Source organism: Plantibacter sp. lyk4-40-MEA-4, from assembly GCF_030209415.1.
In the GTDB taxonomy this organism is placed as follows: Bacteria; Actinomycetota; Actinomycetes; order Actinomycetales; family Microbacteriaceae; genus Plantibacter; species Plantibacter flavus_A.
Genome location: NZ_JARVSA010000002.1, coordinates 323078 through 346510, shown reverse-complemented (window position 1 = coordinate 346510; position 23433 = coordinate 323078). Strand labels below are relative to the sequence as shown.

At 65.4% G+C, this 23433-nt stretch carries 25 protein-coding genes and 1 tRNA gene; 11 read left to right on the top strand and 15 right to left on the bottom strand.

The genetic code is table 11. The features are described 5' to 3' along the window. The first annotated feature begins 84 nt into the window (after positions 1 to 84). Both QRN44_RS03705 and QRN44_RS03700 read left to right on the top strand, forming a co-directional pair. Entirely contained in the window at positions 85 to 750 is a 666-nt protein-coding gene (locus tag QRN44_RS03705; protein ID WP_064294319.1) for a hypothetical protein, read from the top strand. Between the two features lie 146 nt (positions 751 to 896). After that, positions 897 to 1301: an SseB family protein gene (locus QRN44_RS03700; RefSeq protein ID WP_285038292.1), complete on the top strand. Its 405-nt coding sequence runs from the start codon at positions 897 to 899 to the stop codon at positions 1299 to 1301. A gap of 3 nt (positions 1302 to 1304) precedes the next feature. Here the strand turns inward: QRN44_RS03700 and radA are convergent, their stop codons facing one another. Next, on the bottom strand, positions 1305 to 2681 hold the full coding sequence (gene radA / locus QRN44_RS03695; protein WP_064294317.1) for a DNA repair protein RadA: 1377 nt from the start codon (positions 2679 to 2681) through the stop codon (positions 1305 to 1307). 109 nt (positions 2682 to 2790) lie between these two features. On the opposite strand from radA, the gene QRN44_RS03690 reads away from it, so the two are divergent. Continuing rightward, positions 2791 to 2880: transfer RNA gene (locus tag QRN44_RS03690), tRNA-Ser, on the top strand. Positions 2881 to 3029: 149 nt separating this feature from the next. Here the strand turns inward: QRN44_RS03690 and QRN44_RS03685 are convergent. The 7 genes from QRN44_RS03685 to QRN44_RS03655 form a co-directional block, all read right to left on the bottom strand. Continuing rightward, entirely contained in the window at positions 3030 to 3362 is a 333-nt protein-coding gene (locus QRN44_RS03685; protein WP_285038291.1) for a hypothetical protein, read from the bottom strand. Positions 3363 to 3421: 59 nt separating this feature from the next. Beyond that, entirely contained in the window at positions 3422 to 4090 is a 669-nt protein-coding gene (locus QRN44_RS03680) for a hypothetical protein (protein WP_285038290.1), read from the bottom strand. 485 nt (positions 4091 to 4575) lie between these two features. Next, positions 4576 to 6930, bottom strand: coding sequence for an AAA family ATPase (locus tag QRN44_RS03675; RefSeq protein ID WP_285038289.1), 2355 nt, complete (start codon positions 6928 to 6930; stop codon positions 4576 to 4578). Positions 6931 to 7022: 92 nt separating this feature from the next. Then, positions 7023 to 7898: a DUF4238 domain-containing protein gene (locus QRN44_RS03670; protein WP_285038288.1), complete on the bottom strand. Its 876-nt coding sequence runs from the start codon at positions 7896 to 7898 to the stop codon at positions 7023 to 7025. 168 nt (positions 7899 to 8066) lie between these two features. Beyond that, positions 8067 to 9221, bottom strand: a complete 1155-nt coding sequence (locus tag QRN44_RS03665; RefSeq protein WP_285038287.1) for a plasmid recombination protein — start codon at positions 9219 to 9221, stop codon at positions 8067 to 8069. Positions 9222 to 9569: 348 nt separating this feature from the next. Next, entirely contained in the window at positions 9570 to 11378 is a 1809-nt protein-coding gene (locus QRN44_RS03660; RefSeq protein WP_285038286.1) for a P-loop NTPase family protein, read from the bottom strand. After that, positions 11378 to 11605: a helix-turn-helix transcriptional regulator gene (locus tag QRN44_RS03655; protein WP_285038285.1), complete on the bottom strand. Its 228-nt coding sequence runs from the start codon at positions 11603 to 11605 to the stop codon at positions 11378 to 11380. Before QRN44_RS03655 ends, QRN44_RS03660 begins: the two co-directional genes overlap by 1 nt. Positions 11606 to 11893: 288 nt before the next feature. Between QRN44_RS03655 and QRN44_RS03650 the strand changes: the two genes are divergently transcribed. Beyond that, positions 11894 to 12997 carry a tyrosine-type recombinase/integrase gene (locus tag QRN44_RS03650; RefSeq protein WP_285038284.1) on the top strand — a complete coding sequence of 368 codons (1104 nt, stop codon included), beginning with the start codon at positions 11894 to 11896 and terminating at the stop codon, positions 12995 to 12997. 61 nt (positions 12998 to 13058) lie between these two features. Here QRN44_RS03650 and QRN44_RS03645 read toward each other — a convergent pair whose 3' ends face one another. Both QRN44_RS03645 and QRN44_RS03640 read right to left on the bottom strand, forming a co-directional pair. Continuing rightward, positions 13059 to 13841: a hypothetical protein gene (locus QRN44_RS03645; protein ID WP_285038283.1), complete on the bottom strand. Its 783-nt coding sequence runs from the start codon at positions 13839 to 13841 to the stop codon at positions 13059 to 13061. A 68-nt stretch (positions 13842 to 13909) separates the two neighbouring features. Then, entirely contained in the window at positions 13910 to 14386 is a 477-nt protein-coding gene (locus QRN44_RS03640; protein WP_285038282.1) for a hypothetical protein, read from the bottom strand. 1088 nt (positions 14387 to 15474) lie between these two features. Between QRN44_RS03640 and QRN44_RS03635 the strand changes: the two genes are divergently transcribed. The 5 genes from QRN44_RS03635 to QRN44_RS03615 all read left to right on the top strand — a co-directional run bounded on the left by QRN44_RS03635 (position 15475) and on the right by QRN44_RS03615 (position 18122). Further along, the gene (locus QRN44_RS03635; protein ID WP_285038281.1) at positions 15475 to 15747 is read left to right on the top strand and encodes a hypothetical protein; all 273 of its coding nucleotides are present in this window, start codon (positions 15475 to 15477) and stop codon (positions 15745 to 15747) included. A 139-nt stretch (positions 15748 to 15886) separates the two neighbouring features. After that, positions 15887 to 16852 (top strand): nuclear transport factor 2 family protein, encoded by a 966-nt coding sequence (locus tag QRN44_RS03630; RefSeq protein WP_285038280.1) that lies wholly within the window; start codon positions 15887 to 15889, stop codon positions 16850 to 16852. A 198-nt stretch (positions 16853 to 17050) separates the two neighbouring features. Beyond that, positions 17051 to 17428: a hypothetical protein gene (locus tag QRN44_RS03625; RefSeq protein WP_285038279.1), complete on the top strand. Its 378-nt coding sequence runs from the start codon at positions 17051 to 17053 to the stop codon at positions 17426 to 17428. Between the two features lie 52 nt (positions 17429 to 17480). Then, complete coding sequence (locus QRN44_RS03620; RefSeq protein WP_285038278.1) at positions 17481 to 17849, top strand: nucleoside triphosphate pyrophosphohydrolase family protein; 369 nt, start codon at positions 17481 to 17483, stop codon at positions 17847 to 17849. A gap of 9 nt (positions 17850 to 17858) precedes the next feature. After that, positions 17859 to 18122, top strand: coding sequence for a DUF1653 domain-containing protein (locus QRN44_RS03615; RefSeq protein ID WP_285038277.1), 264 nt, complete (start codon positions 17859 to 17861; stop codon positions 18120 to 18122). Between the two features lie 66 nt (positions 18123 to 18188). Here the strand turns inward: QRN44_RS03615 and QRN44_RS03610 are convergent, their stop codons facing one another. Further along, complete coding sequence (locus QRN44_RS03610; RefSeq protein WP_285038276.1) at positions 18189 to 18506, bottom strand: DUF7882 family protein; 318 nt, start codon at positions 18504 to 18506, stop codon at positions 18189 to 18191. A 71-nt stretch (positions 18507 to 18577) separates the two neighbouring features. Between QRN44_RS03610 and QRN44_RS03605 the strand changes: the two genes are divergently transcribed. Together QRN44_RS03605 and QRN44_RS03600 are read left to right on the top strand one after the other, a co-directional pair. Next, on the top strand, positions 18578 to 18928 hold the full coding sequence (locus QRN44_RS03605; protein WP_064294309.1) for a DUF6804 family protein: 351 nt from the start codon (positions 18578 to 18580) through the stop codon (positions 18926 to 18928). A 56-nt stretch (positions 18929 to 18984) separates the two neighbouring features. Continuing rightward, the gene (locus tag QRN44_RS03600; RefSeq protein WP_285038275.1) at positions 18985 to 20268 is read left to right on the top strand and encodes an FAD-binding protein; all 1284 of its coding nucleotides are present in this window, start codon (positions 18985 to 18987) and stop codon (positions 20266 to 20268) included. A 219-nt stretch (positions 20269 to 20487) separates the two neighbouring features. Here the strand turns inward: QRN44_RS03600 and QRN44_RS03595 are convergent, their stop codons facing one another. The 4 genes from QRN44_RS03595 to QRN44_RS03580 form a co-directional block, all read right to left on the bottom strand. Continuing rightward, positions 20488 to 21150: a pentapeptide repeat-containing protein gene (locus QRN44_RS03595; protein ID WP_285038274.1), complete on the bottom strand. Its 663-nt coding sequence runs from the start codon at positions 21148 to 21150 to the stop codon at positions 20488 to 20490. 82 nt (positions 21151 to 21232) lie between these two features. Further along, positions 21233 to 21538, bottom strand: a complete 306-nt coding sequence (locus QRN44_RS03590; RefSeq protein WP_064294306.1) for a hypothetical protein — start codon at positions 21536 to 21538, stop codon at positions 21233 to 21235. 9 nt (positions 21539 to 21547) lie between these two features. Then, positions 21548 to 21817: a putative acetyltransferase gene (locus QRN44_RS03585; RefSeq protein WP_285038273.1), complete on the bottom strand. Its 270-nt coding sequence runs from the start codon at positions 21815 to 21817 to the stop codon at positions 21548 to 21550. A gap of 16 nt (positions 21818 to 21833) precedes the next feature. Continuing rightward, positions 21834 to 23327, bottom strand: a complete 1494-nt coding sequence (locus tag QRN44_RS03580; protein ID WP_064294305.1) for an SDR family NAD(P)-dependent oxidoreductase — start codon at positions 23325 to 23327, stop codon at positions 21834 to 21836. Positions 23328 to 23433: the final 106 nt, after the last annotated feature.

Genomic DNA, 23433 nt, shown 5'->3' with positions numbered 1-23433 from the left:
GATGCCCCGTCATCGGTCGGACCACGGTCCGCACCGACGGCGGGGCATCGGGCGTTTCCGCGCCACTGCACTTAATCTGTGAGCATGTCGAGCCTCACGAATCCCCGCGGACCGGAGCGGCCCGCCGTCTACTGGCGACGCAGGCTGATCGTGTTCGGTGTCCTGCTCGCCGTCATCGTCCTGGTCATCGTGCTCATCGTCCGTCTCGCGTCGGGTCCGGGCACCGAGAACACGGCCGCGACGTCGACCCCGACGCCCACCGCGACCCCCGCGCCGACGCCGGCTCCTGAGGCGTCGACGGCCGCGCCGATCGATGAGGCCGCGACCACCGACCCCGGTTCGGCGGCCGCATGCACCGCCGACCAGATCCGCGTCGAGGCCGTCGTGAACGGCACGAGCTTCGCGGCGGACGAACTCCCGCAGCTCTCGCTCAGCGTGACGAACACCGGCTCGGCCGCGTGCACGATGAACGCCGGCACGAGCCAGCAGGTGTTCACGGTCTCGAGCGGCGAGGAACCGTACTGGACGTCGACCGACTGCCAGACGGCACCGAGCGATCAGCAGGTGCTCCTCGAGCCGGGGAAGACGGTCTCGTCGAACCCGCCGATCACCTGGGACCGCACGCGGTCGGCGCCCGACACCTGTGACCAGCCGCGGGACCCGGTGCCCGCGGGCGGCGCCTCCTACCACCTGAACACCTCGATCGGCGGCTTCGCCTCCGCCGACAGCGCGCAGTTCCTGCTCAACTGACCGAACCTGCTCGCTGAGCCGTCCCGGTCCCTGGGCTGCCCTCCCGGTCACGGAGCCGCCCTCCCAGTCACGAGCCGTCCGCCCGGTCACTGAGCCTGTCGAAGTGCTCGACCCGCAGCCCCGCACCGGCCTGCGACAATGGACGTATGGCGAAGCAGAAGCGACCCGAGTTCCGTTCCGAGCCCCTGGCCGCGGCCCTCGCCGCCGGCGACATGGTGGCCGTGGCACTCGCGTTGCGGAACGGCCGGTTCGTCGTCCCGCTCATGAAGCCGGGCAACCCCGACAAGCCGACGGAGACCGGCGAGGTCTGGATGTTCCGACAGCCTGAGACCGCGAGGCTCGCGCTGCTCCTCTTCTCCGATGCGAAGAACAAGCCGGCCGCCCTGCCGCCCTACGTCGGTCTACACGACGGCGTCTGGCTCGCGAGCTTCCTCCGTACCTACGGCGACGACATCGAGACGGTGCTGTTCGACGTCGCCGGCCCGCACTCGCTGCAGGCGTCGCCGGAGGAACTCCTGCGGGTGCTCCAGCTCGAGGCGCCGGCCGAGTAGTGCTCAGAAGGCCGCGTCGAGCTCGCGTTCGCGTCGGGCGGGCCGTGCGGCCTCGGCTGCGGTCTTCGCGATGCCCAGCACCGACTTGAGGTCGTTGCTGACGTCGGAGTTGAGCAGCAGCTTGTAGCCGAGGCGGTTGCCCTCCGAGCCGCGTTGCTTCGCGACGCTCACCGGGCGCACTTCGCCGCTGAGGCTGATCTCGCCGTAGGCCGCGAGGTCGCGGGGGAGGGCGAGGTCGCGGATGACGGAGACGAGGGCGAGGGCGATCGCGAGGTCGGCCGCCGGTTCGCTGATCTTCACGCCGCCGACGGTCGAGATGTAGACGTCGTGGTCGGTGAGGTCGTAGGAGTAGCGGCCGTGCAGCACGGCGAGGATCATCGCGACACGTGATGGGTCGACGCCATTGGTGACCCGGCGGGGGTTCGGTGCCTGCGTCTTGTTGATGAGCGCCTGGACCTCGACGGGGAGCGCGCGGCGTCCCTCCATGACGATGGTGACGCAGGTGCCGGCCACGGGTTCGTTCTGGCTGAGGAACAGGGCGCTGGGGTCGGGGACCTCGGCGATGCCGTCGCCGGCCATCTCGAAGCAGCCGACCTCGTCGGTGGCGCCGAAGCGGTTCTTCTGTGCGCGGAGGAAGCGGAGCGCGGTGTGGCGGTCGCCTTCGAACTGGCAGACGACGTCGACGAGGTGTTCGAGGAGCCGGGGGCCGGCGATGGACCCGTCTTTCGTGACGTGGCCGACGAGCAGGATCGGGAGGTCGCGTTCCTTGGCGATGCGGGTGAGGACGGCCGAGACCTCGCGGACCTGGCCGGGTTGTCCGGCGAGGCCGTCGGACTGCGAGGAGGAGACGGTCTGGACGGAGTCGACGATGAGGAGCTTGGGCTGCACCTGGTCGATGTGGCCGAGGATGGTGGCGAGGTCGGTCTCGGAAGCGAGGTAGAGGTCGTCGTGCAGGGCCCCGGTCCGTTCGGCACGGAGGCGGACCTGGCTGACCGACTCCTCGGCGCTGACGTAGAGGACGCGGGCGCCGGTCTTCGCCGCGCGGGATGCGACCTCGAGCAGCAGGGTCGACTTGCCGACGCCCGGCTCGCCGGAGAGGAGGATCGCGGCGCCGGGGACGATGCCGCCGCCGAGCACGCGGTCGAACTCGGCGATGCCGCTCGACCAGCGCGGTGCCTCGTCGGCGCTGGCCTGGGTGATGGGGCGTGCGGCGCGCTCGTCGGTGGCGCGGATGGGCGTCAGCTTGCCGAGGACACCGGTGGGAGCCGAGGCTTCGACGACCGTTCCCCACTGCTGGCATTCGCCGCATCGACCGGCCCACTTGGCGGTGGTCCAGCCGCATTCGGTGCAGCGGAATGCGGGGGAGGGTGCCTTGGCCATGCGGCCAGCCTAAGCGCGGCCACCGACACCGCCGGCCCTCCGCGCCGCCTGTGGATGACCGGCATCGCTCAATTCGCGTCGGCGCTCGTCTTCTATTACACTCGACCCCGGTACCGTGTCCGAGCGGCCGAAGGTGCAACTCTCGAAAAGTTGTGTGCTTGAAAGAGCACCGTGGGTTCAAATCCCACCGGTACCGCCACAGAAAACCCCTGGTTAGCCGGGGGTTTTCTGCTTGTGCGTGGCCGTCGTGGTGCGCCTGTGGTGCAAGCATTCACGGTTGGGTGATGAAACGGTGAACCGCGCGACTGGATCAGCTACGCCGGAAGCGTGCCCGTTGCCGTTCTATCGTCAACGTCGACCCGGCCTCCACGGCTCGACGATCTCGCGTAGCTTGCCGTTGACGCGCTCCATACGCTCCAGGGGACCGTCCTTCTGGTACCTCAAGAAGTTCACCTGCGCCTGTTGATACGCGTGCAGGAAGTCATCTGCGGCCTGCTCGAGATACTCGCGCTGCGGCGTAGAAAGCGACTCCCAACGCGGGTCGTGCCCCTCCGTGAGTGCCGCGCGACGGTCGGCCGCGCACTTGGCGATCTCGATGATCCACTCTTCGTGGGAAGGCGCCCATGCGTTTGTGTCCTCGACGGGCTGGCCCGCCGGGCCCATCCAAGTGTTCATTTCCATTTGCTCTCGTCCCGTCTGTCGGTGGCATCGCTGTTGCTATCGGTTGGTTTTGCGGCTCGTCACCTCCAACCCGAAGATTCGATGGCGTCCCGGACCGCATCAAAGTCGCCGGTGCGGATGATGTACTCGGTGGGCCGTGTGGGCCCCTCTGTGACGAGTCTCGATTGGCTGGTCTCCATGAAGCCGCTGACGACCTGCGGCGTCCAGTGAGGGGGAACGAGATCGATCAGCTCGGCCAGGTGAGGCAGAAGACCGTCGGGCGCGGCCCTGTGGAACTGCCAGCGGGGGAATCGAAGCCGGCCGGCGACGTCGAACACGTATAGCCGTCCCTCCGACGCAGCCGCACGGACCGCTTTCTCGTCCCAGCCGAGGTAGGCACCCGTCTTCTCCAGCGAGGCGGTGCGTATAAGTCGCGAGAACTGTGACTCGATGCCCGCGAGCGCCAGCGAGCCTCGCCCTACCTTGGCTTCGACTGCAGCGAGGTGGCCCTCGATGACCGCGCCGGATTCGATCAAGAGCTGCCTCTGCTCCCGGCCCACAGAGGTTGCGACGACTGGCCGTTGGGCGAGCACCATCTCGATTAGCGCGTCCACCATGTACTGGCCGTCTGGTCCGAGGGAGGCAACAGCATCCGCGAGTTCCCTCACCGATTCGTCAGAAGCACGATGGCTTTGAGCTACGGACGTCGCGGTCCGTGGTGCATCAGCTGGGATCTCAGGAGTCGACATGGCGCAAGCGTGCCGGGACTTCGGGGCAAATGCAACCATCGTGGTGCGACGCAGCGGAGCGGCATTTTGCGCCAGCGGATAAGTCTGCCGTCCCTCGAATCTGCTCGTTCTCGAGCAGCGATGGTGAACGCGAGGATCAACCTCTTAGTGACACCGCCTGCTCTCCGCGCCGCAGTGTTTGTCAGGAGACTCCCAGTCGCGGCACGCTTCGATCCTTTGAAGTCGCGGTCCGGTGGAGGACCATTTGGTGGACATCCGGTAAGCCAGACGAACTAGCGGGGCCTCTGCTGTGTCCCGACTCGGACCACTAGCTGGCCCACGCCATTTTGTCCTGGTCCCGATCACGGAGCCAGCGTGCACTGGGGCGAGGTAGGACCGTCATGGGCCGCTTGCCTCAGAGTTCGACTGAATGCTCCGGCTGGACGTGCCGCAGGGCTCCTCGACGACATGTTGCCCAGGTGGGACGGTTTGGATCCGGGAGAGATTCACGACGCTTTATCCGCGAGGGCGAACAGTGCCGCCTCATCGATGCCGAGCGCCGCGCACATCGCACTGAAGTGGACGGCGTCGTTGGCGCGCATCATGAGAAATAGTGACCGAAGCACTACCGTAGCTTCGGTTGGATCCACGATGGCAGAGATGTTTCCTTCTTCATTGTGTGAGTAGGCATGCAGGTATCGTTCGACATGGGTGCGGATCGCTGGATCATCCAGCTTGTTGATAGCTGCCTTCATTCCGCCGTGGAAGTTCCCTATGTGCTGGGGGAATCGGAAGCTCAGGAACGCTTCAACCATCTTCCGTGCCGCGTTAGGGGCGAGCGCTAGAACATCCATCCGTTCAGCAAGGCTGATCTCTGGGGTCGCGGCGACGACGGACTGCGCTACGCGCGCGAAGAGGTAGTGATACAGAGACCGCAGCCGGCGGCTCTGCTGCTGATTCTCGGTCCAAGGGTCCAGCTGCGGAAGTCGGCGTGGTTTGCCGGACCCTCTGCTGCGATGGCGCATCCGAATCTCATGGATGGTGAAGCCACCCGAGACATACTTTCCCGCGGACTCTAGCTGCACCACCCACTGTCGGAACAGCTCGAAGTTGTGCGTGAAGAGAATGACCTGGCTTGCATGGGTGCTCTCAACGAGCGATGACCACAGGAAGGATGAAACGCCGAAAAGAATGCCGTCATCCATGCTGGACACCGGGTCGTCGATAACGACGATGGGCGCGTCGCCCACGACAACCCCCTCCCTGATACTGGCCAGAAAATGCAGGAGTGCGATCGCGGTTCGCTCGCCCTCACTCAAGTGCGTGGCGGGACTCCCGCCCCGCTCAATGCGGTACTGCTTCCCATCCTCACTGGGCGCAAACGCGAGGTCCGAGCGACCAAGCAGTCGCGCTGCACTGCTGGTGAGTTCAGCAGCTTGCGGGATTGGGTCGGCGTTCACATGGCGGAGCGTGATTGCTCTTGAACTCAACTGGTCGAGTTCAGCTTCGATTCTGACGACCTGCTCATTCGCTTCACGGAGTCTGTCGGCGTTCGAGTCGTACTCGTCGACAATCGCACGAACGCGGGCCAGTTCAACTCTTCGAGCAGCCTCTGAGGCACGTGCGACATGTTCGCTTCGTCGTTGTTCGTGAGCGTCGATCACGGCTAGCACCGCATCCGAAGTGGGGATCACGACCGAACCCAGCTCCATGACTTGGGAGCTGAACGGGTTCGCACGTTTGGTCTCGAGCGCGGATGACAGCTTGACAATGAGAGCTTCAAAACGGTCCACCTGGTCGCGAACTTCCGTCCTGGCCGACCGAAGTGCGCCGGCTAGGTCCGGGTATAGTTCCGCGTCCCTGGGGATGCTCTCAGCCATGGCTCTTGATGACGTGCTCGCCTGAGTGAGGAGCTGCAGTTGACGGTCAATTCGCGCTTGTAGATCGACGATTGACCTGTCGAAGTGAGCCGCTAGCTCGGCGCGACGTTCATCCGTGATGGGACTGTCGCAGAACGAGCACGTCCCTTCTCCCTCGTGCAGCGCAATGCCGTCCTGGACCCAGTTTGCTCGAGCGGCATCGTTGGTCAGCCTAGCCAGCGGTCGTGCCGTCACATCGGAGGCCAAGAGTGCGACCGCCACATCTTGGATGGATTCGGCGTCCGGCATTTGAAGGCGTTGGAACCTGGTGAAGGGAGGCAGCGCATCCGAGGTCGCCAGTTTGCGGTCGGCCGGAATATCCGTCGATGCGCCATCGAAAACTGTGCGATCGCCGGCGAGCAATGCTCGAACATTAGCTCGTGTGTACGCGTTGGTCCCGCGGTACGTCGCCACGGGCGACGTACGCAGATCATCGACTACGAACCCGGCCACCTCTGTCATTCGCTGTTGCAGCGACTTGTCCGCTCCCTTCGCGCCTGCTCGGGCGGCAGCCGCAGCTGGTTCAAGCTTCGCGCGCCGGTTATCGATCTCCGCAAGCTCGCGTTCTGCATCAACATTTGCTTTGCCGAGTGTCAGGAGGCTGTCGGAGCGAGGTCCGTTCGCATCATCGAACTTCAAGTTTTCGCGCACGTACTCGGAGTTGAAAACGCGGACTCTCGGCCAAAAGTTTTGCGATGTCTCGGTGACAACCGTGGCGACGTCGTCCACTGACACATCGAACTCTATCCCGGCCCTCTTCGCCTCCTCGGCATCTATCGAGCACGCGCGAAGCAAGTTCGCGAGCGTGCTCTTACCGCTCCCATTTGTCCCGTAGACGAGATTGACGCGTGCGAGAACCTTCGGGCGACCTTCGTCGTTCCAATTCTCGAAAGCTCGATACCTGTCGATTTTGCGAAAGCGTGTAATCATTGCGCGCGTCATGCTCAACCCCGTCTGATCCCGACCCCGATTAGAATCGACATTAGCGAACGGCAGGTGAATCCTCGGCCTTATCTCGCGCGGCCTGGCCTGCGCTAGAGCAGTCGATCCGACTCCCGGGACTGCGGCTTGAGGCGGTCCCGGATGGTCATGCGAGCATGGGCGTGGAGGTCTGGCGCGCTGTTCGGCCAGCTGGGTGGGTGCGCGATGAAGTCGGTCGCCGAGCGGATTGAAGTCCGGTTGAACGACTCAGCGCGCAGCCGGGTCCGTCCAGGTCGGGACAGGAGCAGTCCTGCGGTCGGGCTGAGAGGAACGGTGATGCGTTCGGCCTCCGCGATGCCGACAAACCCGTAGGCTCGCGCAGGGACACCTCTCTGGGTCGTAAGTCGCGATGCACACACCCAGACGTCAGAGATCACCAAAGATGGGCGGTCGAACGAGACGACGCTCCACCGATACTGACCCAGCTCTCGGCGATACCGTGTCCAGCGCTTGGCTTCGTCGCCGCCGTAGGCGAAGTCAGCGTCATCAAGAAGAGCAGCGAATGACACAGCGTGCGACAGATAGTCGGCGTGCGCTCGTTCGAACAGTGGATGTTCTCGAAGGTTGGCCTGCTCGGCCGCAACAGTCGAGCTCGCGAACTCCATCATCACGGGGTGTCGTTGAAGGTGTAAAACGATCAGACGTTCGAGAATCTCGCGCTCGGCCTCGGGCACCTCTGCGTGTCCCTGCGATACGAGACGTCTGACTATTGGCGCCGCGCGCATCTCGAGGCGGGCCTGGGCGTCCTCAAACGTGTCAGGATCGGGGACGATCAGTTCCGCACGATGCGCATCGCGGCGGAAGGCGATGCTCTTCGTGGTCCCGGGCCGTTCGGCGGAACCGTCGAGTGGGAGAACGGTGAGCACACCGCTCTCGGAGAAGGGCGTAAGGAGGAACTGGGATAGGTAGTGATGCCGACGCTTTACCATGTTGTCTCGGGAGTGCACTGGGTCCGATTCGCACATCGAAGCGGAGCGTCGGCATCTTGATGCATGTCTTGAGGGTAGTAGCAGCGGTAGAAGGATCACTTTGTTGCATTCGGAGCGACGCTGGACTTTCGACAACGTCGGCGATAGCCCGGTCGGCGACCCGCTCGCTCACGGAGCCTCCGGGGAAATACTGTGCGGCCGTTCACGGCTCAAGCCTCCGTCTCCTTCAATGAGTCGCCGCACCTCAGCGCGAGTGGCACGAGCTTGGGTTGCAGCTTCATTGAAGTAGTCACGCGCCGGCTTCCCGCCGAATCTCGCCTTGTCGAGCCAGCGCTCCACGTCCGGCGGGATGCACTCCAGCCGCGCATTCGTGATGCGGAGACGCTCGCGCTCGCGCTCGGCCTCCTCTTTCGCGCGTCGGGCCGCGTGCTGCGCCGTCTGCGCCGCGGTCATTGACGATTCTGCGGCCATGCTAGCCAGCCTCGCCTCCTCACGGGCCGCGGCCACCTCTTGCTCCTGCAGAACGATGCTGGTTTCGCGTCCATCGAGGGCTGCCGCTCTCTTCCCGAGGCCGATCGTCATGCTCTCGTATGTCGTCCTCTTCGTCTCGACATCCTGCAGCGCGTAGCGAATTCGATCTGCCTTCGCCTGGAACTCACTGCTGCTGAGGTGTTCCGTCGATCGTTCCGTGACTTGGTGCTCGACGTCGTAACCTGCCTCGGCCATGTGTTGGCGCAGTTCTGCATGTTGACGCCTGAGGTCCTGTGGACCCTTGAAGAACTCCTTTTGAGCGAGGCGCCCGTCCTTGGTGACGGGGGTGAACATCACCTGCAGCTGCGGGTTGTACTCGTCCAGATGAACAGAGAAGCCGACGATGTTGCTGGCGCCGAACTCCTGACTGACCCAGTTGAGTGATGCGACGGTGTGGGCAGCTGCCTCCTCATTCAGACCATCCTCCCGCCAGCTTGGATTGTGATCATCGAACCACTTCGGGTCGAGCTGCAGGATGAGACCTCGCATCACGACGGCATCTTTGCGAAGAGGCTTCTTCACCGACGCGAGACGTTCCTCGAGGTAGTTCTCGAGTTCCTGAGATGGAGCCTCACCGTCGACGGACACGAGCTCCCGGAACCCACCCGCCCCATCGTTGACCCGTGTGAAGTTGGAGGACGTGCGCGTCGGGACGATGTTCCTGTTGCTGTGCGTGAAGGTGAAGCCGGCGGCCAGATCGGCATCGCGCGCGATGTGGCGGAAGAAGCTTCGTGCGTGCGAGCCAGAACGTCCCACCTTGTGGGACGCGTCGAAGGTCATCGTGTAGCTCATGCGGCCCTCCTCTCAGCGCGTCCAGCGTGGTGCCTCGTCTTCGACGCGGCACCACGCTGGGCCTCCGGCGCCTCTCCCGAGGGGCTTCGACTACCGCAAAGGAGCCAACTACCCCTGTGTGTCTTCGGGAGGGTGGTCGTCTCCTTCGCGGTAGTCGAAGGTGTAGCCCCATACACTTTGCGATCGCTGCGCTCCTCAAAGTTCCTGGTGCCCTGCGGGGCACCTCCGTGCTCCGCCCGTCGGGAACGCCCTGGTGGGCGTCCGATCGACCCATCACGCTGGACGCGTGACGGGTCGGCAGCTGCCGGACGCCGAGCGTCGAAGCAGCCATCCGCTTGCGCGATGATGTCACGCGACATGAGTGGTCACCTCCTCATGTCCAATGCCCCAGGTGCGAGCGTGGCGTGCTTCCTCGGCCGCGGCTGCCAACGCCGCTTTACGCTGGCGCTCGAGGGCGCGTTGAGCGATCTCCTCTTCAGGAATCGGCTTTCCGAGCTCTGCAAACTCCAAGATCAACGACTCTGGGTCCTCGTCGATGGATGACTTCGCGGCCAGCACCTTCTCGAACTGATCCTTGATCGGAGCGACCTGACGCGCCTCAATCGCCAGATGCGTCTCGATGCGGCGCGGCGCGTCGGAGATGCCCTTGAGTCGAATCTGCACCTGTTCGATGCTCTGACGGAGGTTTCTGTACGAGTAGTACTCGTGGAACTCTCTGGTGTTGTCCGCGAACCCCTTGTTGACCAGCAGGTCGAACTCACCTTCGCGGACCGGGATGATGAATGGCACTCGCCGACGGGACTGAGCCTTGTTCTCTGCCTTGTGTTGGATCCCGGCCTTGTCGACGTACTCACCCGCTAGCCCGTCGAGGAACACGTCGTAGGGATCTGGGCCGGTGAAGATGGTGATCGTGTTGACGGGCTGAGTCGAGCCGTACTTCACATTCATCGACTGCTTCTCCGGAAACGGATTCATGAACGTGAACAGTTCCTTGCGCCCCATCGAATGGATGAGGTTCTCCACGCGGGCCTCCTCGAAGATGACGACGGGCTGGCCGTCGTAGCCCTGCCAGGTCACGTTCTCGCCGCCGATAGTGAAGAAGGGATCGTGCACGCCTGGCACCCAGTCGCCAGGGACCAATGTGCGGGCGAGTGCCTTCGCCAGCAGATCCTTCCCTACGCCGCCCTGGCCTTCGAAGTAGAAGCAGATGCGATACGGCGGCGCGGGTTGGTGTTGGAGGAAATCGCCTCGCCACTTCGTGAAACGGTCAATATGCCTGCCGTAGTAGATCGGGTAGTCGCGACGGAGTTCCCGCAGGGTGATCTCGCCATGTATGGTCGCGAGCATCAACGAATCCAGCTGCTTCTGGTCGTTGCTCTTGCTGCCAGGCGCGCGCGACGCCATGTGATCGTCGAGCTCCGCGCCGAAGTCAAAATTGGCAACCACGGTCGCGCGGTCATACTGGTGCTTCTGCCGCTGCTTACTGCCTTCGTGGGTGAGGTACTGGCAGAGGTCGAAGAACGCCTTCTCGCGCGCGCCGTTGCCTAGATAGGACTTTCGGCCCTCCGCCTGCGCCAACTCTCGCGGCACCTTCACTCTGGCCGCCGACACCATGAACCAGTTGGAGATCTGCCGAATCGTGTAGTCATGGTCGCACTGAACGACGAGGTGGACATGGCGAGGTTTCAACGCTCCGGCGGCGACCTGGCGCCCCTTGCCTTGTTGCTCTGCAGCCTCTTGTGCGTCGAATCGGTCGAGGTCGTGCCATGCGTAGGCGTACCGCTTGATCGAGTCCATCGATAGGCCCTGGTCGATCTGGGCCTGGGTGATCATCGCCTCGCCTGTGTCGGGGTGCACCTCGTACTGCATGATCGAGAACACTGTCGCCGACAACGACGCGCGCTTCATCTGGCTATCTGTCTCGGCAGCCTTCGCGGCCTCGAAGAAGGTGCGAACAGCTTCGAGTTGAGTACCCGCGACAGGGGTGGCTACGGGAGTAACGGGAGAAACGGGAGTTTCTGGGCGGGGGGACCCAAGGAGGCCCCCCGCCCGTTCTGCAGCGTAATTATGCGGTTTTTGCGTCTGCTGGGCGGCTGCGACGGGAGAAACGGGAGTTTCTGCGAGAAAGGTCTTGTCGCTCACGTGTGCGTCGGACATCAACGCACCTCCTCAGAGGTGCTCGCGTGTTCCTGTGACAGCAGCCAGGCATCGACAGCTTCAGGGCGGTACCGGACACCGCGACCGACGCGGATGAACTTCGGGCCGCGGCCCTTGATGCGCCATTCGCTTAGACTGCGCTCGGTTGTTCCAAGTCGCTCGGCCAGCGTCGCGGGGGCTACGAGCGCATCGAGCAGAGAGGTACTGGCGGGAGAGTTGGCGGGCATAGAAGAGTCCTCATGAGTTCGCTCTCATGGGGACCGCATCCGCCTGGTCGTGTGGCCGTTCCGTATCTGGCGTGCGTGCACATCCTGTGCTGTCCGCTCTTCGAAGCCAGCGCTTGAGTCACCCGCTATGCGGACCTGTTCTCCAACGTGACGCTTCCTAGCGAAGGAAGCTCCGCCGCCCCGTAGTGCGGCATCTTCTGACCCTTCAATTCGGGCTGCCCACAATGTAGCACGAGGCGCCGACTAAGCTCACAATTGTTCACGCCAATTCATACCCACGGGGGATACATGGGCACGGTCAAGTCGTACGAGACCAAGACCAAGGGCCGGCTCTACGAGGTCTGGTACACGAAGCCAGACGGCTCACGTGGTCACGACCGGGGCTTCAAGCTGAAGCGTGACGCCGAGGCTCACCTCGCGACCGTGGAGGTCTCGAAGCTCAAGGGATCGTACGTGGATCGGGCGGACGCTCGGGCCACGATCGCGCAGCTGGGAACCGAATGGATCGCGCGCCACAAGACCAAGGTGACCCCCAGCAGCCATCACTCGGTTGAGAGTGCCTGGCGGGTGCACGTGCTGCCGGAGTGGGGAGGGTACGCCGTCGGTGCCGTGACCAAGCGGCAGGTCGAGGCGTGGCTCACGCGACTTGGTGAGACGCGATCGCACACGACTGTCGCGCGAGCACGAGATCTCCTCGCTGGCATCTTCGACGATGCGATTGAGGACAACCGTGTCACGAAGAACCCCTCGCGGGGGATCACGATCAAGAAAAAGCCGATTCCCGACGAGGTCTTCCTGACTCATGCGCAGGTCGAGGCGCTAGCAGGGGCGTCCCGGGAGTCCAGCATCGTGTACTTCCTGGCCTACACCGGACTCAGATGGGGCGAAGCGACTGCTTTCCGCGTGCGCAACATCGACCAAGCGAGGAGGCGTGTGAACATCCGGGAAGCCGTCGCGGAGGTCAACTACCAGCAGATCCTGGGGAGCGTGAAGTCCCATGAGCGGCGCACAGTCGCCTACCCTGACTTCCTCGATACCGAGGTGGCTGCAGCCTGCAAGAACAAGGCGCCGGACGATCTTGTTTGGACCGCAGACGACGGCACGTTTCTCCGACCTGGCCACGCCCACAACGGCTGGTTTGCTAGAGCCGTGAAGCGCTGTATGGATGACGATCCTCGCTTCCGCCGGATCACCCCGCATGACCTTCGCCACACAGCCGCGTCGCTGGCCATCAGTGCGGGCGCGAACGTCAAGGTCGTGCAGCGGATGCTTGGACACAAGTCAGCCAAGGTCACCCTCGACACCTACGCCGCGCTCTTTCCGGACGATCTGGACAATGTGACTCATGCACTCAGCCGGCAGCGCTCCGAGCAGGTTCATCGACGAGCCTGAACGGTTCGATAGCGGAAGCCTTGCCCTCGCTCGCCGCCGATGATATGAATCTCCGCCAGGGTTAGGAGGGAAGGCATTCCTTCATGCCCTGGCAATCGAGCAGGCAGACGTTGCATTGAAGGTCTCCGGAGGTAGCGAGCTTTAGCTGAGCCTCCGACGGGTCTTCGATCAAGCACATTTCTGTTACGCGTGCCCTGGGGTAGCGGGGTCGCGCTACGAACGCGATGGCGCCGTTGCTGATTGCCGATGCAACAGCTCTAGGCATTATTTGGTACTCGCTGCCGTCGATGTGCTCGCAGGACTCCTGCCGACAAAGAGAACAAAGCCCCTGGTTGCGGGACGCCTCCACGCTGTAGTAGGTGTCGGGATCGTGAGAGCACACATCGAACCGCTGATTGCAGATCGAGCAGTTCCATACCGTGGTCATTTCTGCGGAAACTCCGAAACACAGATGTGAGACTCTTACGGGGCAGTCGGTCCAGATCGCCCGTCCCTCGGCCCAAAGGGTGCACCCATATAACCCGTTCCGCAAGAGCGAGGTGCGGTGAATGAGCTCGTGCGCCGCGCCCGCGTCCGCGGTATCTTCTAAGTAGTTGAGCGCGTCGACGGCTAGGCTCACGGCTTGTGCGACTTCTTGCTTGTGTGTTTCGCGTGCCTCTTCCGGGATGCTCAAGCGGATGGCTTCCCACTCACGTCGCACCTCTTCCGCCAGCTCCAGGTCAGCATTCTGATCACCGGTGACGATGATGATGGGGAGTTCCTCGCCGCTCTTGTTAATAGACCTCAGTACACCGAGGTAAAGATCGGTCGAAGCCGTCAGAGCCGCGCGACCGTTATCTAACATGTATCGAACACGTGTCGGGCCGTCAGCAGGTGGCACGGGGCCCGCTTCGAGGAGACGGAAGCGGAACATCAGTTATCGCGTTTCAGCGCCTCGACAGTGGCGATGACGTCTTCAGCCGGTCCAATGACTTCGAGCCCTTCATACGCGCCGGAATCAGGGTTGTACTGAGCGATGCGAACCGTTACGGCGGTCCCATCGATGTCAGACCGAGAAGACCCGCGATTGTGCAGGAGACGGTCGATCATGTAGCCGAGGCCGAAAAGGACAACGTCGGTGATTGGTCCGGAGAGAGCAAGCCAGAGCTCCAATGTCGATTCTGCTGAAAAGTGATCGACGAATCGCCGTTCATCGGGTGGAAGTGCATAATCTAAGCGTGCGCCTGAGGTGACAGCGGACTTCACGAGAGTCAGATTCTCTGGGTGGAAGGCAGGCCTGCCCTCGCCGTCCCGCATCCGCGGGAGGATATAGACGATTCCCGGCTGCGGTCCGTCCGGCAGAGTGTCAATGGGTGGCTGCCACGGCCTGGTGGTTACTGTTGCGTCCATAGGGTCAGCGTACAGATAGTTGGAGGCTCACACGCGTGGGTCATCCTTGGCGGTCGGTAAGAGCAATGCGGACGTCTCGCGAGCGAGGTGTGCGTTGTTGCTGTAAAAGTGGTTGTGCGAACAAAACGGGGGACATTGGTTATGGGATTTGCAAAGTTCGAGAGCCGCATTGTGCCGCCATGGTCGGCAGTAGTCGTTGCGATTGCAGCACTCGGTGCCACGGCGGCTTCGGTCTGTGCTGCCTCACAGGTGAACTGGGGGCTTACTGCAGCATTTCTACCTCTGGCGGGCGTGTTCTTGGCAATTGCGGGATTCGCCGCGGTGCGGGCTTCAACGAAAACGCCGACGACTGTTGGGGATCTTCTGATCCTTTTTGGACTGCTCATCGCTGGGCTGTCTGCATTGGCTGTCGAGTCATTGAAGGCCTCCGAGGCCTCGGTCACCGCACAGAATTGGTCGCTAGGAGGCTTTGCGTTAGCGAGTGCCGTAGTCGTGATCGTGAGCGCGTCTCCATTGGGTCGCAAGGTGATTCATAGTGCTGGCGGTGGATCGACGACGTCGCCAGCCAGCCAGCCACCTGTCGCTGAAGGACCATCGGTGCGGTCGGCCGAATGCTCCGAGACAGGTCTATCTGCGCCGGTTGGTGCAACCGCGAGTCATAAGGCAGGGCCCGACGTGACGAACGGTGCTGCTGCTGGTGGACGCTGGCGGCTGGTGCGAGCGCTACTGCTGGTGACCGGGGGCCTTCTTTGGATAGCTGTTGCTGTGAAAACCTTGCGGAAAGGGCGCGCGCGCTGACAGTGCGCCGCCTCGGACGCGCGTCGCGCCGCAAAGTGCCTCCGTGGTGCGTTTTGGTGCAGGAGTAGGTGTGGGTAGGTGTGAGTCGACGAGAGATGGTGGGGGAAGATGCCTTTGATTCCATGGGAATTGGACGGCAGTCGCTAAGTATCGCGTGCCTCTAAATGGGTTCAAATCCCACCGGTACCGCCACGAAGAAGCCCCCTCCATCCCCGAGCAACACCGGGACGGAGGGGGTTTTCGTCGTCATGCCCGTCCGTCGGTGGGCACGGGCGGCATAGCATCGAACCGTGCAGACGGGGGAAGACGCGGAGTTCGAGGTCGAGCCTCGCTGGAAGGAAGAGGTCGTCTACTGGGAGGGGGCCGAGGGCTTCGTCTTCGACGCCGGGTGGGGCGTGGATCCGCCCGTGCTCTACATCCCGTTCCCAGAGGAGTGGGACGCCGCCACTGCGTCATGGATGCATGGCCGACGCGATGAGATCGTGGAACGGCTACGTCGTCACTCCCGGCATCGGATCGAGGCTGGGCCTTATCCCGGCTCTGGGCGCCGGGTTACACGCTGAACGGCCGCGATGGCGGATAGGGCGGCCCGGTCGGCAGGACGACCCCCAGGCACCGACCCCAGAACTGAAAGACACGGATTCCCAGCGAAGCCCAGAAACACCTCACCTGAGGTTCAGAACGCCGTCGCACCCTGATGTCATGACCAGATCGCGTGCCCTCGTCGTCCCCCTCGTCCGCACTGCCGCCGTCCTCGTCGGCGTCTCACTGCTCGCGGGCTGCCAGGCCACCTCGGCAGCCGTGCCCGATCCGTCGTCCTCGGTCTCGCCGGCACGGAAGGGAAGTGCCGACGGCGGCTCGACGGGCGACCGCAGCGACTCGACGACCGAGCAGAAGAACCTCGCCGCCGTGCTCAAGCTCTACACCGACGCCTTCCCCGACCCCGCCTCGCCGAAGGCGGTGGCCACGACCGACAAGCTGGTCGCGGCCGACGCCATCGCGCACGGTTCTGGCCAGAAGTCCGGTCCGAGCGGCGTCCTGGCCGAGTTCACCGCCGACCGGACGCGGGTCCCCGGAGCGCAGGCGGTCGTCAAACACACCGCGGCCGACGGCGACCTCGTCGCCGTGCACTACCAGGTCGCCTCCGACCCGGCCGACGAACGGACAGGCGAGGCCGCCGTCGACCTGTTCCGGGTGCGGGACGGCGCCGTCGTGGAGCGCTGGGCGTTTGATCAGCCGATCGCGACCGGGACGCCGGCGAGCGGGAACACCAACACGATGTTCAGCGACCTCTACAGCCCGGGGAAGCCTGCGGTCGCCCCGTCGGAGTCGCAGGAGGAGCAGAACCGGACGTTCGCGGTGAGCGCGTACAACACGCTGTTCCGCGACCAGGACGTCTCGATCCTCGACAAGGCCTTCGACCCCGCCTATCTTCAGCACAACCCGGTCGCACCCAACGGCACGGCGGCGCTCAAGTCGTTCTTCTCCGGGTCTGCCACCTTCCCGCCGCAGGAGTCGGTCATCTCGCTGAGCGACGGCGACCTCGTCTGGACCTTCTCGCAGAGCGTCGGCGCGAAGGCCGACGACCCCGTTCTGGCGGCGGACATCTTCAGGGTCGACGACAAGCTCATCCGCGAGCATTGGGACGTTGTGCCGACCGCCGGGTAAATCACTGCGGCGGTGCTTCCAGGATGCGGTCCTCGGGTCGCAACGCGGCCTCCCGATGCGGTCGCCCGCTCGACGTCTCCGCCGAATACCGCGCGCCGGGCCTTCCGCTCCACCCCTGGCGGTCTCCGGTAGCACACCGCTAGGGTCGGGGACGGTCCCGATCCGGGACCGTCGAACGACGAACGAGAGGTGTGCAGGATGGCGAAACGACCAGGGGGAGTGACCATCGTCGCGGTGATCGTCTGGATCCAGGGCTTCCTGAGCGCCCTCGGCGGCGCGCTCCTGATGGTCGGCGCGAACACGCCGAACGGCAACCTCCAGGGGATGCAGGTCGCCGGTCTCGTCTCGCTGATCCTCGGGATCATCACCATCATCGTCGGCGTCGGCCTCCTGCGGGGGAGCAGCGTGGCGAGGGTGCTCACCACGATCGTCCTCGTGCTGTCGATCGCCAGCGCCGTCTACGCGATGGTCACCACCGGCAACCTCGCGACGCAGATCATCAGCCTGCTGCTCGCGGTCATCGGCCTCATCCTCCTGTACACGAAGGCCGCGTCCGACTACTTCCGCTCGGCCTGAGCCTCTCCCTCCGAGCGAGGAGGGCGTCGACGGCGGTGGCTAGGCTCTGGGGATGACTCAGGACTTCGCAGCGCTGAACGCCCACGCCATGGAGGTCGCCGCCGCCTACGACGATCTCAGCACGAAGCGGATCGGACGTCCTTGGACGAACCAGGAGGTCGCCCTCGGATTCGTCGGCGACGTCGGTGACCTCGCCAAGATCGTGATGACGCTCGAGGGGACGCGCCGCATCGACGGCATCGGACTCGAACAGCTCGAGCACGAGCTGTGTGATGCCATCTGGTCGTGTCTCGTCCTCGCCGACCGGTTCGGGATCGACATCGGCGAGGCGTTTCCCCGCCAGATGCAGGACTTGGTGCGGTACGTTTCCGAGCTCCGGGCCGACGAAGAGCGCACCGATTCCGCGACGCCCGCTGGCTAGAATCGCGACATGAGCGACGACAGTATGGCCAGCACCGACGACGGCGAGTCCTTCGGCGTCGAGCCCGGCACCTACCGGCACTTCAAGGGTGCGCGGTACGAGGTCATCGGCGTCGGACGACACAGCGAGACCGAGGAGCCGTACGTCTTCTATCGGACGAACACGACGCCGCCGACGTCGTGGGTGCGACCGCTCGCGATGTTCGTCGAGCCCGTCTCACGCGACGGCTACGAGGGACCGCGCTTCGCCCGCGTCGAGGACGCAGCCGACTGACCTGAAGGAGTGCTGTCACGGACCAACTCGCCGCGCTGGTGGAGCAGCGCTGAGCCAGCCTTCGGGTCAGGCCGACTCCGGATCGGTCGTCGTGTCGGGTTCGGACGTCAGGATCATGCCGCTCGGCGTATAGGAGGAGTCGAGCAGGGCGCGCACCCACGCCTGGTTGACCGGCGGCTCCGCCTGCGCGAACCGGAACTGCAGCGGGACGTCGCTCGTGACCCAGAGACTCACGCGCCCACCGCCGTCCACAGCGCCCTTCGTCCATTCGACGAAGAAGGACTCCCGACGACGCAGCTTGTTCCCGATCGCCGCCCTGAGATGGGCGAGCACGCGGTCGTCGAAGTCGTAGTGACTTCCTGCACCGTAGATGAGAACGCCCATGCAGTGATTGTGCCGCATCGGCCCCGCCGCACCGCTCGGCGACGCCCCGCCGCTCCACGTAAACTCGTGGGATGCCGAGTCCGACTCCCGCTCCCGCACCCTTCGCCCTTCGCCCGGCGCTCATCCCGGGCATCATGGGTGCGGTCGCGCTCATGTTGGGCCTCGCGCTGCTCGAGCTCGACGCCTTCACGATCGTGCTGTTCGTGGTGAGCATCCTCGCGCTCATCATGGCCGTGTTCGCTTGGCAGGCCAAGCAGCCGCTCTGGATGATCCCGACGCTGCTCGTCGCGATCGTGTGGAACCCGGTCCTCCCGCTCCCGTTCGGCGGCATCCCCTGGATCATCGCGCAGTTCCTCGGCGCGGTCGTGCTCGTCGCCGTCGGTGTCCTGCTCGAGAACAAGCACGCCGCTCCGCCCGCCTGACTGGAAATGTTTCGGGAACGCCTGCGGGTCGTCCCGGCTCTGGCAAGCTTGCGCTCATGACGCTTGAACGCAACTGGGCCGGCACGCACACCTTCGCAGCGCCGCGGATCGTGAACGCCACGTCGATCGACGAGGTCCGCGCACTCGTCGCCGAGGCCGCCAGGACGGGCACGCGTGTCCGCGCCCTCGGCACCCGACACTCGTTCACCGACCTCGCCGACTCCGACGGCACGCTCATCACGGTGCTCGACATCCCCGCCGACCCGGTGTTCGACGAGGCTGCCGGCTCGGTGACGATCGGAGCCGGGACGCGCTACGGGATCGCCGCCGCCTGGCTCGCCGAACATGGCCTCGCCTTCCACAACATGGGCTCGCTCCCGCACATCTCCATCGGCGGCGCGATCGCGACCGGCACCCACGGATCCGGCAACGACAACGGCATCCTGTCCTCAGCGGTGAGCGGCCTCGAGTACGTCGACGCCACGGGTGAACTCGTCCACGTGCGGCGCGGGGACCCCGGCTTCGACGGCCTCGTCGTCGGGCTCGGCGCGTACGGCATCGTGGTGCGCGTGACGGTCGATGTGCAGCCCGCCTACCGCGTGCGTCAGGACGTCTACCGCGACGTCCCGTGGGACGCCGTCCTCGCCGACTTCGAGGGCGTCACCGGCGGTGCCTACAGCGTCAGCATTTTCACCAACTGGCTCGGCGACACCGTCGAGCAGATCTGGTGGAAGACCCGCCTTGTCGCCGGTGACGACGAGCTGCCCGTGGTCCCGGAGTCGTGGCTCGGTGTGCAGCGGGACTCCCTGACCGCCGGCAACCTCGTCGAGACGGACCCCGACAACCTCACCCTGCAGGGCGGTGTCCCCGGCGACTGGTGGGAGCGGCTGCCGCACTTCCGGCTCGAGTCGACGCCGAGCAACGGTGACGAGATCCAGACCGAGTACTTCATCGACCGCGCTGACGGACCCGCTGCGATCACTGCCCTGCGTGCGCTCGGCGACCGCATCGCCCCGCTGCTGCTCGTGACCGAACTGCGCACGGCCGCGCCGGACAAGCTCTGGCTGAGCGGCGCGTACCACCGGCAGATGCTCGCCGTGCACTTCACCTGGCGCAACCTGCCCGAGGAGGTCCGAGCGGTGCTGCCTGCGATCGAGGAGGCGCTCGCACCCTTCGACGCCCGCCCGCACTGGGGCAAGCTCAACCTCCTGACCGCCGAGCGCATCGCCGAGGTCGTGCCGCGGCTCGCCGAGGCACGGGACCTCTTCGAGGAGTTGGACCCGGCCGGAACCTTCTCGAACGCGCACTTGGAGCGCATCGGGGTCCGTCTGCCCCGGTAGCGGGTGTCGGTGGCTCGGGTGCCAGCGCGGTGCGCCGGCGCGAGCGCGGTGCGTCGGCGCGAGCGCGGGTCATCGGGCGTCAGCGCGGTGCGCTGACGCGAGTGCCGGAGAACCGGCGTGGGCGCGGGGTACACGCGTGAGCGCGGGCCTCCGGAGACCCGCGCCCACGCGCCAGACCCGCGGTCACGTCAGCGCACCGCGCTGGCGCAACCCGAGAGGTCAGTCCTCGACTCGGATGCCGAACTGCTCGGCGAACATCGCTGCGAGCTCTCCGACCTGGAACGGCGTCATCGTCGCGCCCCGCAGGTGCTCGATGCCGGCGATGCGACGGAGCTCGAGCGTCCGGAGGTCGACGTCGGTGAGCCTCGCCCGCGTGACGTCGAGACTGTTGAGCGTGCAGTCGACGAACCGGACCCTGGTGGCCGTCGCGTCCGCGAGGTCGAGTTCGTCGATCGTGCAGTCCTCGAACAGGACGTCCTGCAGCACGGCCCCGCGCAGGTTCACGAAGCCGAGCTTGCATCCGGTGACCCGCACCGACTGCCAGTTCGCGTCGTAGCAGTCGGCGGAACCGACCCGGGACTCCTCCAGCTCGACGTCGCGCAGGCGACTTCGAGGGGCGAGGAGGATGGGCGCGTCCCACCGCTCGAGCCGGGAGTCGAGGAACGACGCCGCCCGGAAGTCGGTCTGGTCGGCTCGAATGCCGGCAAGCAGGGACTCGGAGATCGTGATGCCCGAGAGGTCACGGTGCGACAGGTCGAGATCGGCGAACCGCAGGCCTTCGACACTGTCGTGCGCGTCGAGGGCCCCCTCGTCGCCGTCGGTCAATCCGATGAGACGGACGGGGTCGAGCCGTGGTGCCGTCGTTCCGGTGCGTTTCGCCATGCCGTGTTCTCCCGATGCCCGTGCGTGAAAGGGTGATCCGGCCAGCCTAGGGGCGGCCGCCGACGGGCTTCCGAGCCACCGCTCAGCTCGCTGTGAACCGACCTGGGAGGAACGGCAGGAGCGGCGCGCGGTAGACGAGCGACGTGTCGACGCCGGCGGTCAAGGTGGTCCGGGCCGCGCCGTACCGCCAGACCCGATTGAAGAGGAAGACCTCGAAGGAGACCTCCGTCCCGCCGAGCCGCCAGCTGCCCGTACCCCACTGCGCCGGCTGGCCTCGCCCGTCGAACACCACCGTCGGACGCTGGAACGCGCCGTACCAGGGACGTCGGAGCGTCACTTCGACGCGATGCTGCGTCGGCGACGGGTCCTGGGTGACTTCGCTGCTCATCGGCCCAGCCTAAGGCGAGCGGCGGCGTTCCCGTGGTGCAGGCGCAGGCGGGACGGGCTTCGCCGCGATGACGTCGGCGTCGGCGATCACGACCGGTCCGCGCTTGGTCTCGACCGTGCAGCCCGTGTCCGACCGCTCGACGAGCTCGCCGAGGGCGTCGGTCGCACCCGCCTCGGCGCCCTCGGGTAGTGCGAAGCGCACGACGACCCGCGAACCGAGCGGTGCCTCCCGGAGGAAGCGGACGGCCGCCGGACCGATCATCGCCGGGTCCTCGACCACGACCGCGAGTCGACGCTCACCAGGAGCTCGGGCGGTAGTCCTTGAGGAAGACGCCGAACAGGTTCTCGCCGGCCTCGCCGCGGACGATCGGGTCGTACACCCGCGCCGCGCCGTCGACGAGGTCGAGCGGGGCGTGGAAGCCCTCCTCCGCCAGTCGCACCTTGGTCGGGTGCGGGCGCTCGTCGGTGATCCAGCCGGTGTCGACACTCGTCATGAGGATGCCGTCGGTCTCGAACATCTCCCGCGCGCTCGTCCGGGTGAGCATGTTCAGCGCGGCCTTCGCCATGTTGGTGTGCGGGTGTCCTGGGCCCTTGTAGCCGCGACCGAAGACGCCCTCCATCGCGGAGACGTTGACCACGTAGGTGCGCGGGAAGTCGGACGCCGCCATCGACGCACGCAGGCGGCTGATGAGGATGAACGGGGCGGTCGCGTTCGCCAGCTGGACCTCGAGCATCTCGATAGGCTCGACCTGGTCGACGTTCTGCACCCAGCTGTTGCTGTGGTCGACGTCGGGGACGAGTCCGCCGGCGTCGATCGCGGTGCCGGCGGCGAGCCGTTCGAGCGAGGATGACCCGGCCGTCATGGCCGCTTCGGTGAGCGCATCGGCTTTGGCCGCCGCTGCGGCGAGGATCGGGTGGGCGGACACCGACGCCGCGAGCGACAGCGGGTGTGCGTCGTTCGTGTGGCCGAAGGTGACGAGTTCGGGCAGTGGGCCGTCCGGCAGCGGGGCGAGCTCCGCGTCGACGAGCGGCTGGTAGGCGCCCTTCGTGCGGCGGACCGTCTGCGCGGCGTTGTTGATGAGGATGTCGAGTGGACCCTGCTCGGCCACGGAATCCGCGAGGGCGATGACCTGGGCCGGGTCGCGGAGGTCGATGCCGACGACGCGAAGCCGGTGCAGCCAATCGGCGCTGTCGGGGAGCGCGCTGAAGCGGCGGACGGCGTCGCGCGGGAACCGCGTCGTGATGGTGGTGTGTGCTCCGTCGCGCAGGAGTCGCAACGCGATGTACATGCCGATCTTCGCGCGGCCGCCGGTGAGGAGGGCGCGCTTGCCGGTGAGGTCGGTGCGGGCGTCTCGCTTCGCGTGGCTCATCGCCGCGCACTGCGGGCAGAGCTGGTGGTAGAAGGCGTCGACCGTCGTGTAGGGCTGCTTGCAGATGTAGCAGTTGCGCGGCACCAGCAGCTCGCCGGCGGTCGGAGCCGTCGTGGTGGTGGCGAGCGGGATGCCCCGGGTCTCGTCGTCGATGCGGTCGGGTGCGCCCGTAGCGGTGGCGGCGATCACGGCGCGGTCGGCGTCGGCGATCCGGGCCCGACGGTCGAGCCGGCGCTCCTTCTTGACCGCCTTGAACATCTTGGCGGTGGCGCGGCGCACCTGGAGGTAGTCGGGATGCTCCTCGTCCATCGTCGCCATGGTCTGGAGGACACGCAGCGTGACCTCGAGATCGGTGGGATCGATGCCCGCGTCGTCGCCGGGAGCGTGGTTCGCAGGCTCGTCGTGGGGGAGAGAGGTCATTACTTCATTCTACGAGCCGCCGGACGTGCCCCGGTCGGTGCTGAGGTCAGCGCGGGGCGCTGGACCGACCGCGACCCACAGACGTGAGCGCGACCCTCCGGAGGGG

What these genes read in the sequence shown, in the direction of transcription:
- QRN44_RS03705 (WP_064294319.1), top strand. Translation starts at nt 85, where the DNA reads ATGTCGAGCCTCACGAATCCCCGCGGACCGGAGCGGCCCGCCGTCTAC.
- QRN44_RS03700 (WP_285038292.1), top strand. Translation starts at nt 897, where the DNA reads ATGGCGAAGCAGAAGCGACCCGAGTTCCGTTCCGAGCCCCTGGCCGCG.
- radA (WP_064294317.1), bottom strand. Translation starts at nt 2,681, where the DNA reads ATGGCCAAGGCACCCTCCCCCGCATTCCGCTGCACCGAATGCGGCTGG.
- QRN44_RS03685 (WP_285038291.1), bottom strand. Translation starts at nt 3,362, where the DNA reads ATGGAAATGAACACTTGGATGGGCCCGGCGGGCCAGCCCGTCGAGGAC.
- QRN44_RS03680 (WP_285038290.1), bottom strand. Translation starts at nt 4,090, where the DNA reads ATGTCGACTCCTGAGATCCCAGCTGATGCACCACGGACCGCGACGTCC.
- QRN44_RS03675 (WP_285038289.1), bottom strand. Translation starts at nt 6,930, where the DNA reads ATGACGCGCGCAATGATTACACGCTTTCGCAAAATCGACAGGTATCGA.
- QRN44_RS03670 (WP_285038288.1), bottom strand. Translation starts at nt 7,898, where the DNA reads ATGGTAAAGCGTCGGCATCACTACCTATCCCAGTTCCTCCTTACGCCC.
- QRN44_RS03665 (WP_285038287.1), bottom strand. Translation starts at nt 9,221, where the DNA reads ATGAGCTACACGATGACCTTCGACGCGTCCCACAAGGTGGGACGTTCT.
- QRN44_RS03660 (WP_285038286.1), bottom strand. Translation starts at nt 11,378, where the DNA reads ATGTCCGACGCACACGTGAGCGACAAGACCTTTCTCGCAGAAACTCCC.
- QRN44_RS03655 (WP_285038285.1), bottom strand. Translation starts at nt 11,605, where the DNA reads ATGCCCGCCAACTCTCCCGCCAGTACCTCTCTGCTCGATGCGCTCGTA.
- QRN44_RS03650 (WP_285038284.1), top strand. Translation starts at nt 11,894, where the DNA reads ATGGGCACGGTCAAGTCGTACGAGACCAAGACCAAGGGCCGGCTCTAC.
- QRN44_RS03645 (WP_285038283.1), bottom strand. Translation starts at nt 13,841, where the DNA reads ATGTTAGATAACGGTCGCGCGGCTCTGACGGCTTCGACCGATCTTTAC.
- QRN44_RS03640 (WP_285038282.1), bottom strand. Translation starts at nt 14,386, where the DNA reads ATGGACGCAACAGTAACCACCAGGCCGTGGCAGCCACCCATTGACACT.
- QRN44_RS03630 (WP_285038280.1), top strand. Translation starts at nt 15,887, where the DNA reads ATGACCAGATCGCGTGCCCTCGTCGTCCCCCTCGTCCGCACTGCCGCC.
- QRN44_RS03625 (WP_285038279.1), top strand. Translation starts at nt 17,051, where the DNA reads ATGGCGAAACGACCAGGGGGAGTGACCATCGTCGCGGTGATCGTCTGG.
- QRN44_RS03620 (WP_285038278.1), top strand. Translation starts at nt 17,481, where the DNA reads ATGACTCAGGACTTCGCAGCGCTGAACGCCCACGCCATGGAGGTCGCC.
- QRN44_RS03615 (WP_285038277.1), top strand. Translation starts at nt 17,859, where the DNA reads ATGAGCGACGACAGTATGGCCAGCACCGACGACGGCGAGTCCTTCGGC.
- QRN44_RS03610 (WP_285038276.1), bottom strand. Translation starts at nt 18,506, where the DNA reads ATGGGCGTTCTCATCTACGGTGCAGGAAGTCACTACGACTTCGACGAC.
- QRN44_RS03605 (WP_064294309.1), top strand. Translation starts at nt 18,578, where the DNA reads ATGCCGAGTCCGACTCCCGCTCCCGCACCCTTCGCCCTTCGCCCGGCG.
- QRN44_RS03600 (WP_285038275.1), top strand. Translation starts at nt 18,985, where the DNA reads ATGACGCTTGAACGCAACTGGGCCGGCACGCACACCTTCGCAGCGCCG.
- QRN44_RS03595 (WP_285038274.1), bottom strand. Translation starts at nt 21,150, where the DNA reads ATGGCGAAACGCACCGGAACGACGGCACCACGGCTCGACCCCGTCCGT.
- QRN44_RS03590 (WP_064294306.1), bottom strand. Translation starts at nt 21,538, where the DNA reads ATGAGCAGCGAAGTCACCCAGGACCCGTCGCCGACGCAGCATCGCGTC.
- QRN44_RS03580 (WP_064294305.1), bottom strand. Translation starts at nt 23,327, where the DNA reads ATGACCTCTCTCCCCCACGACGAGCCTGCGAACCACGCTCCCGGCGAC.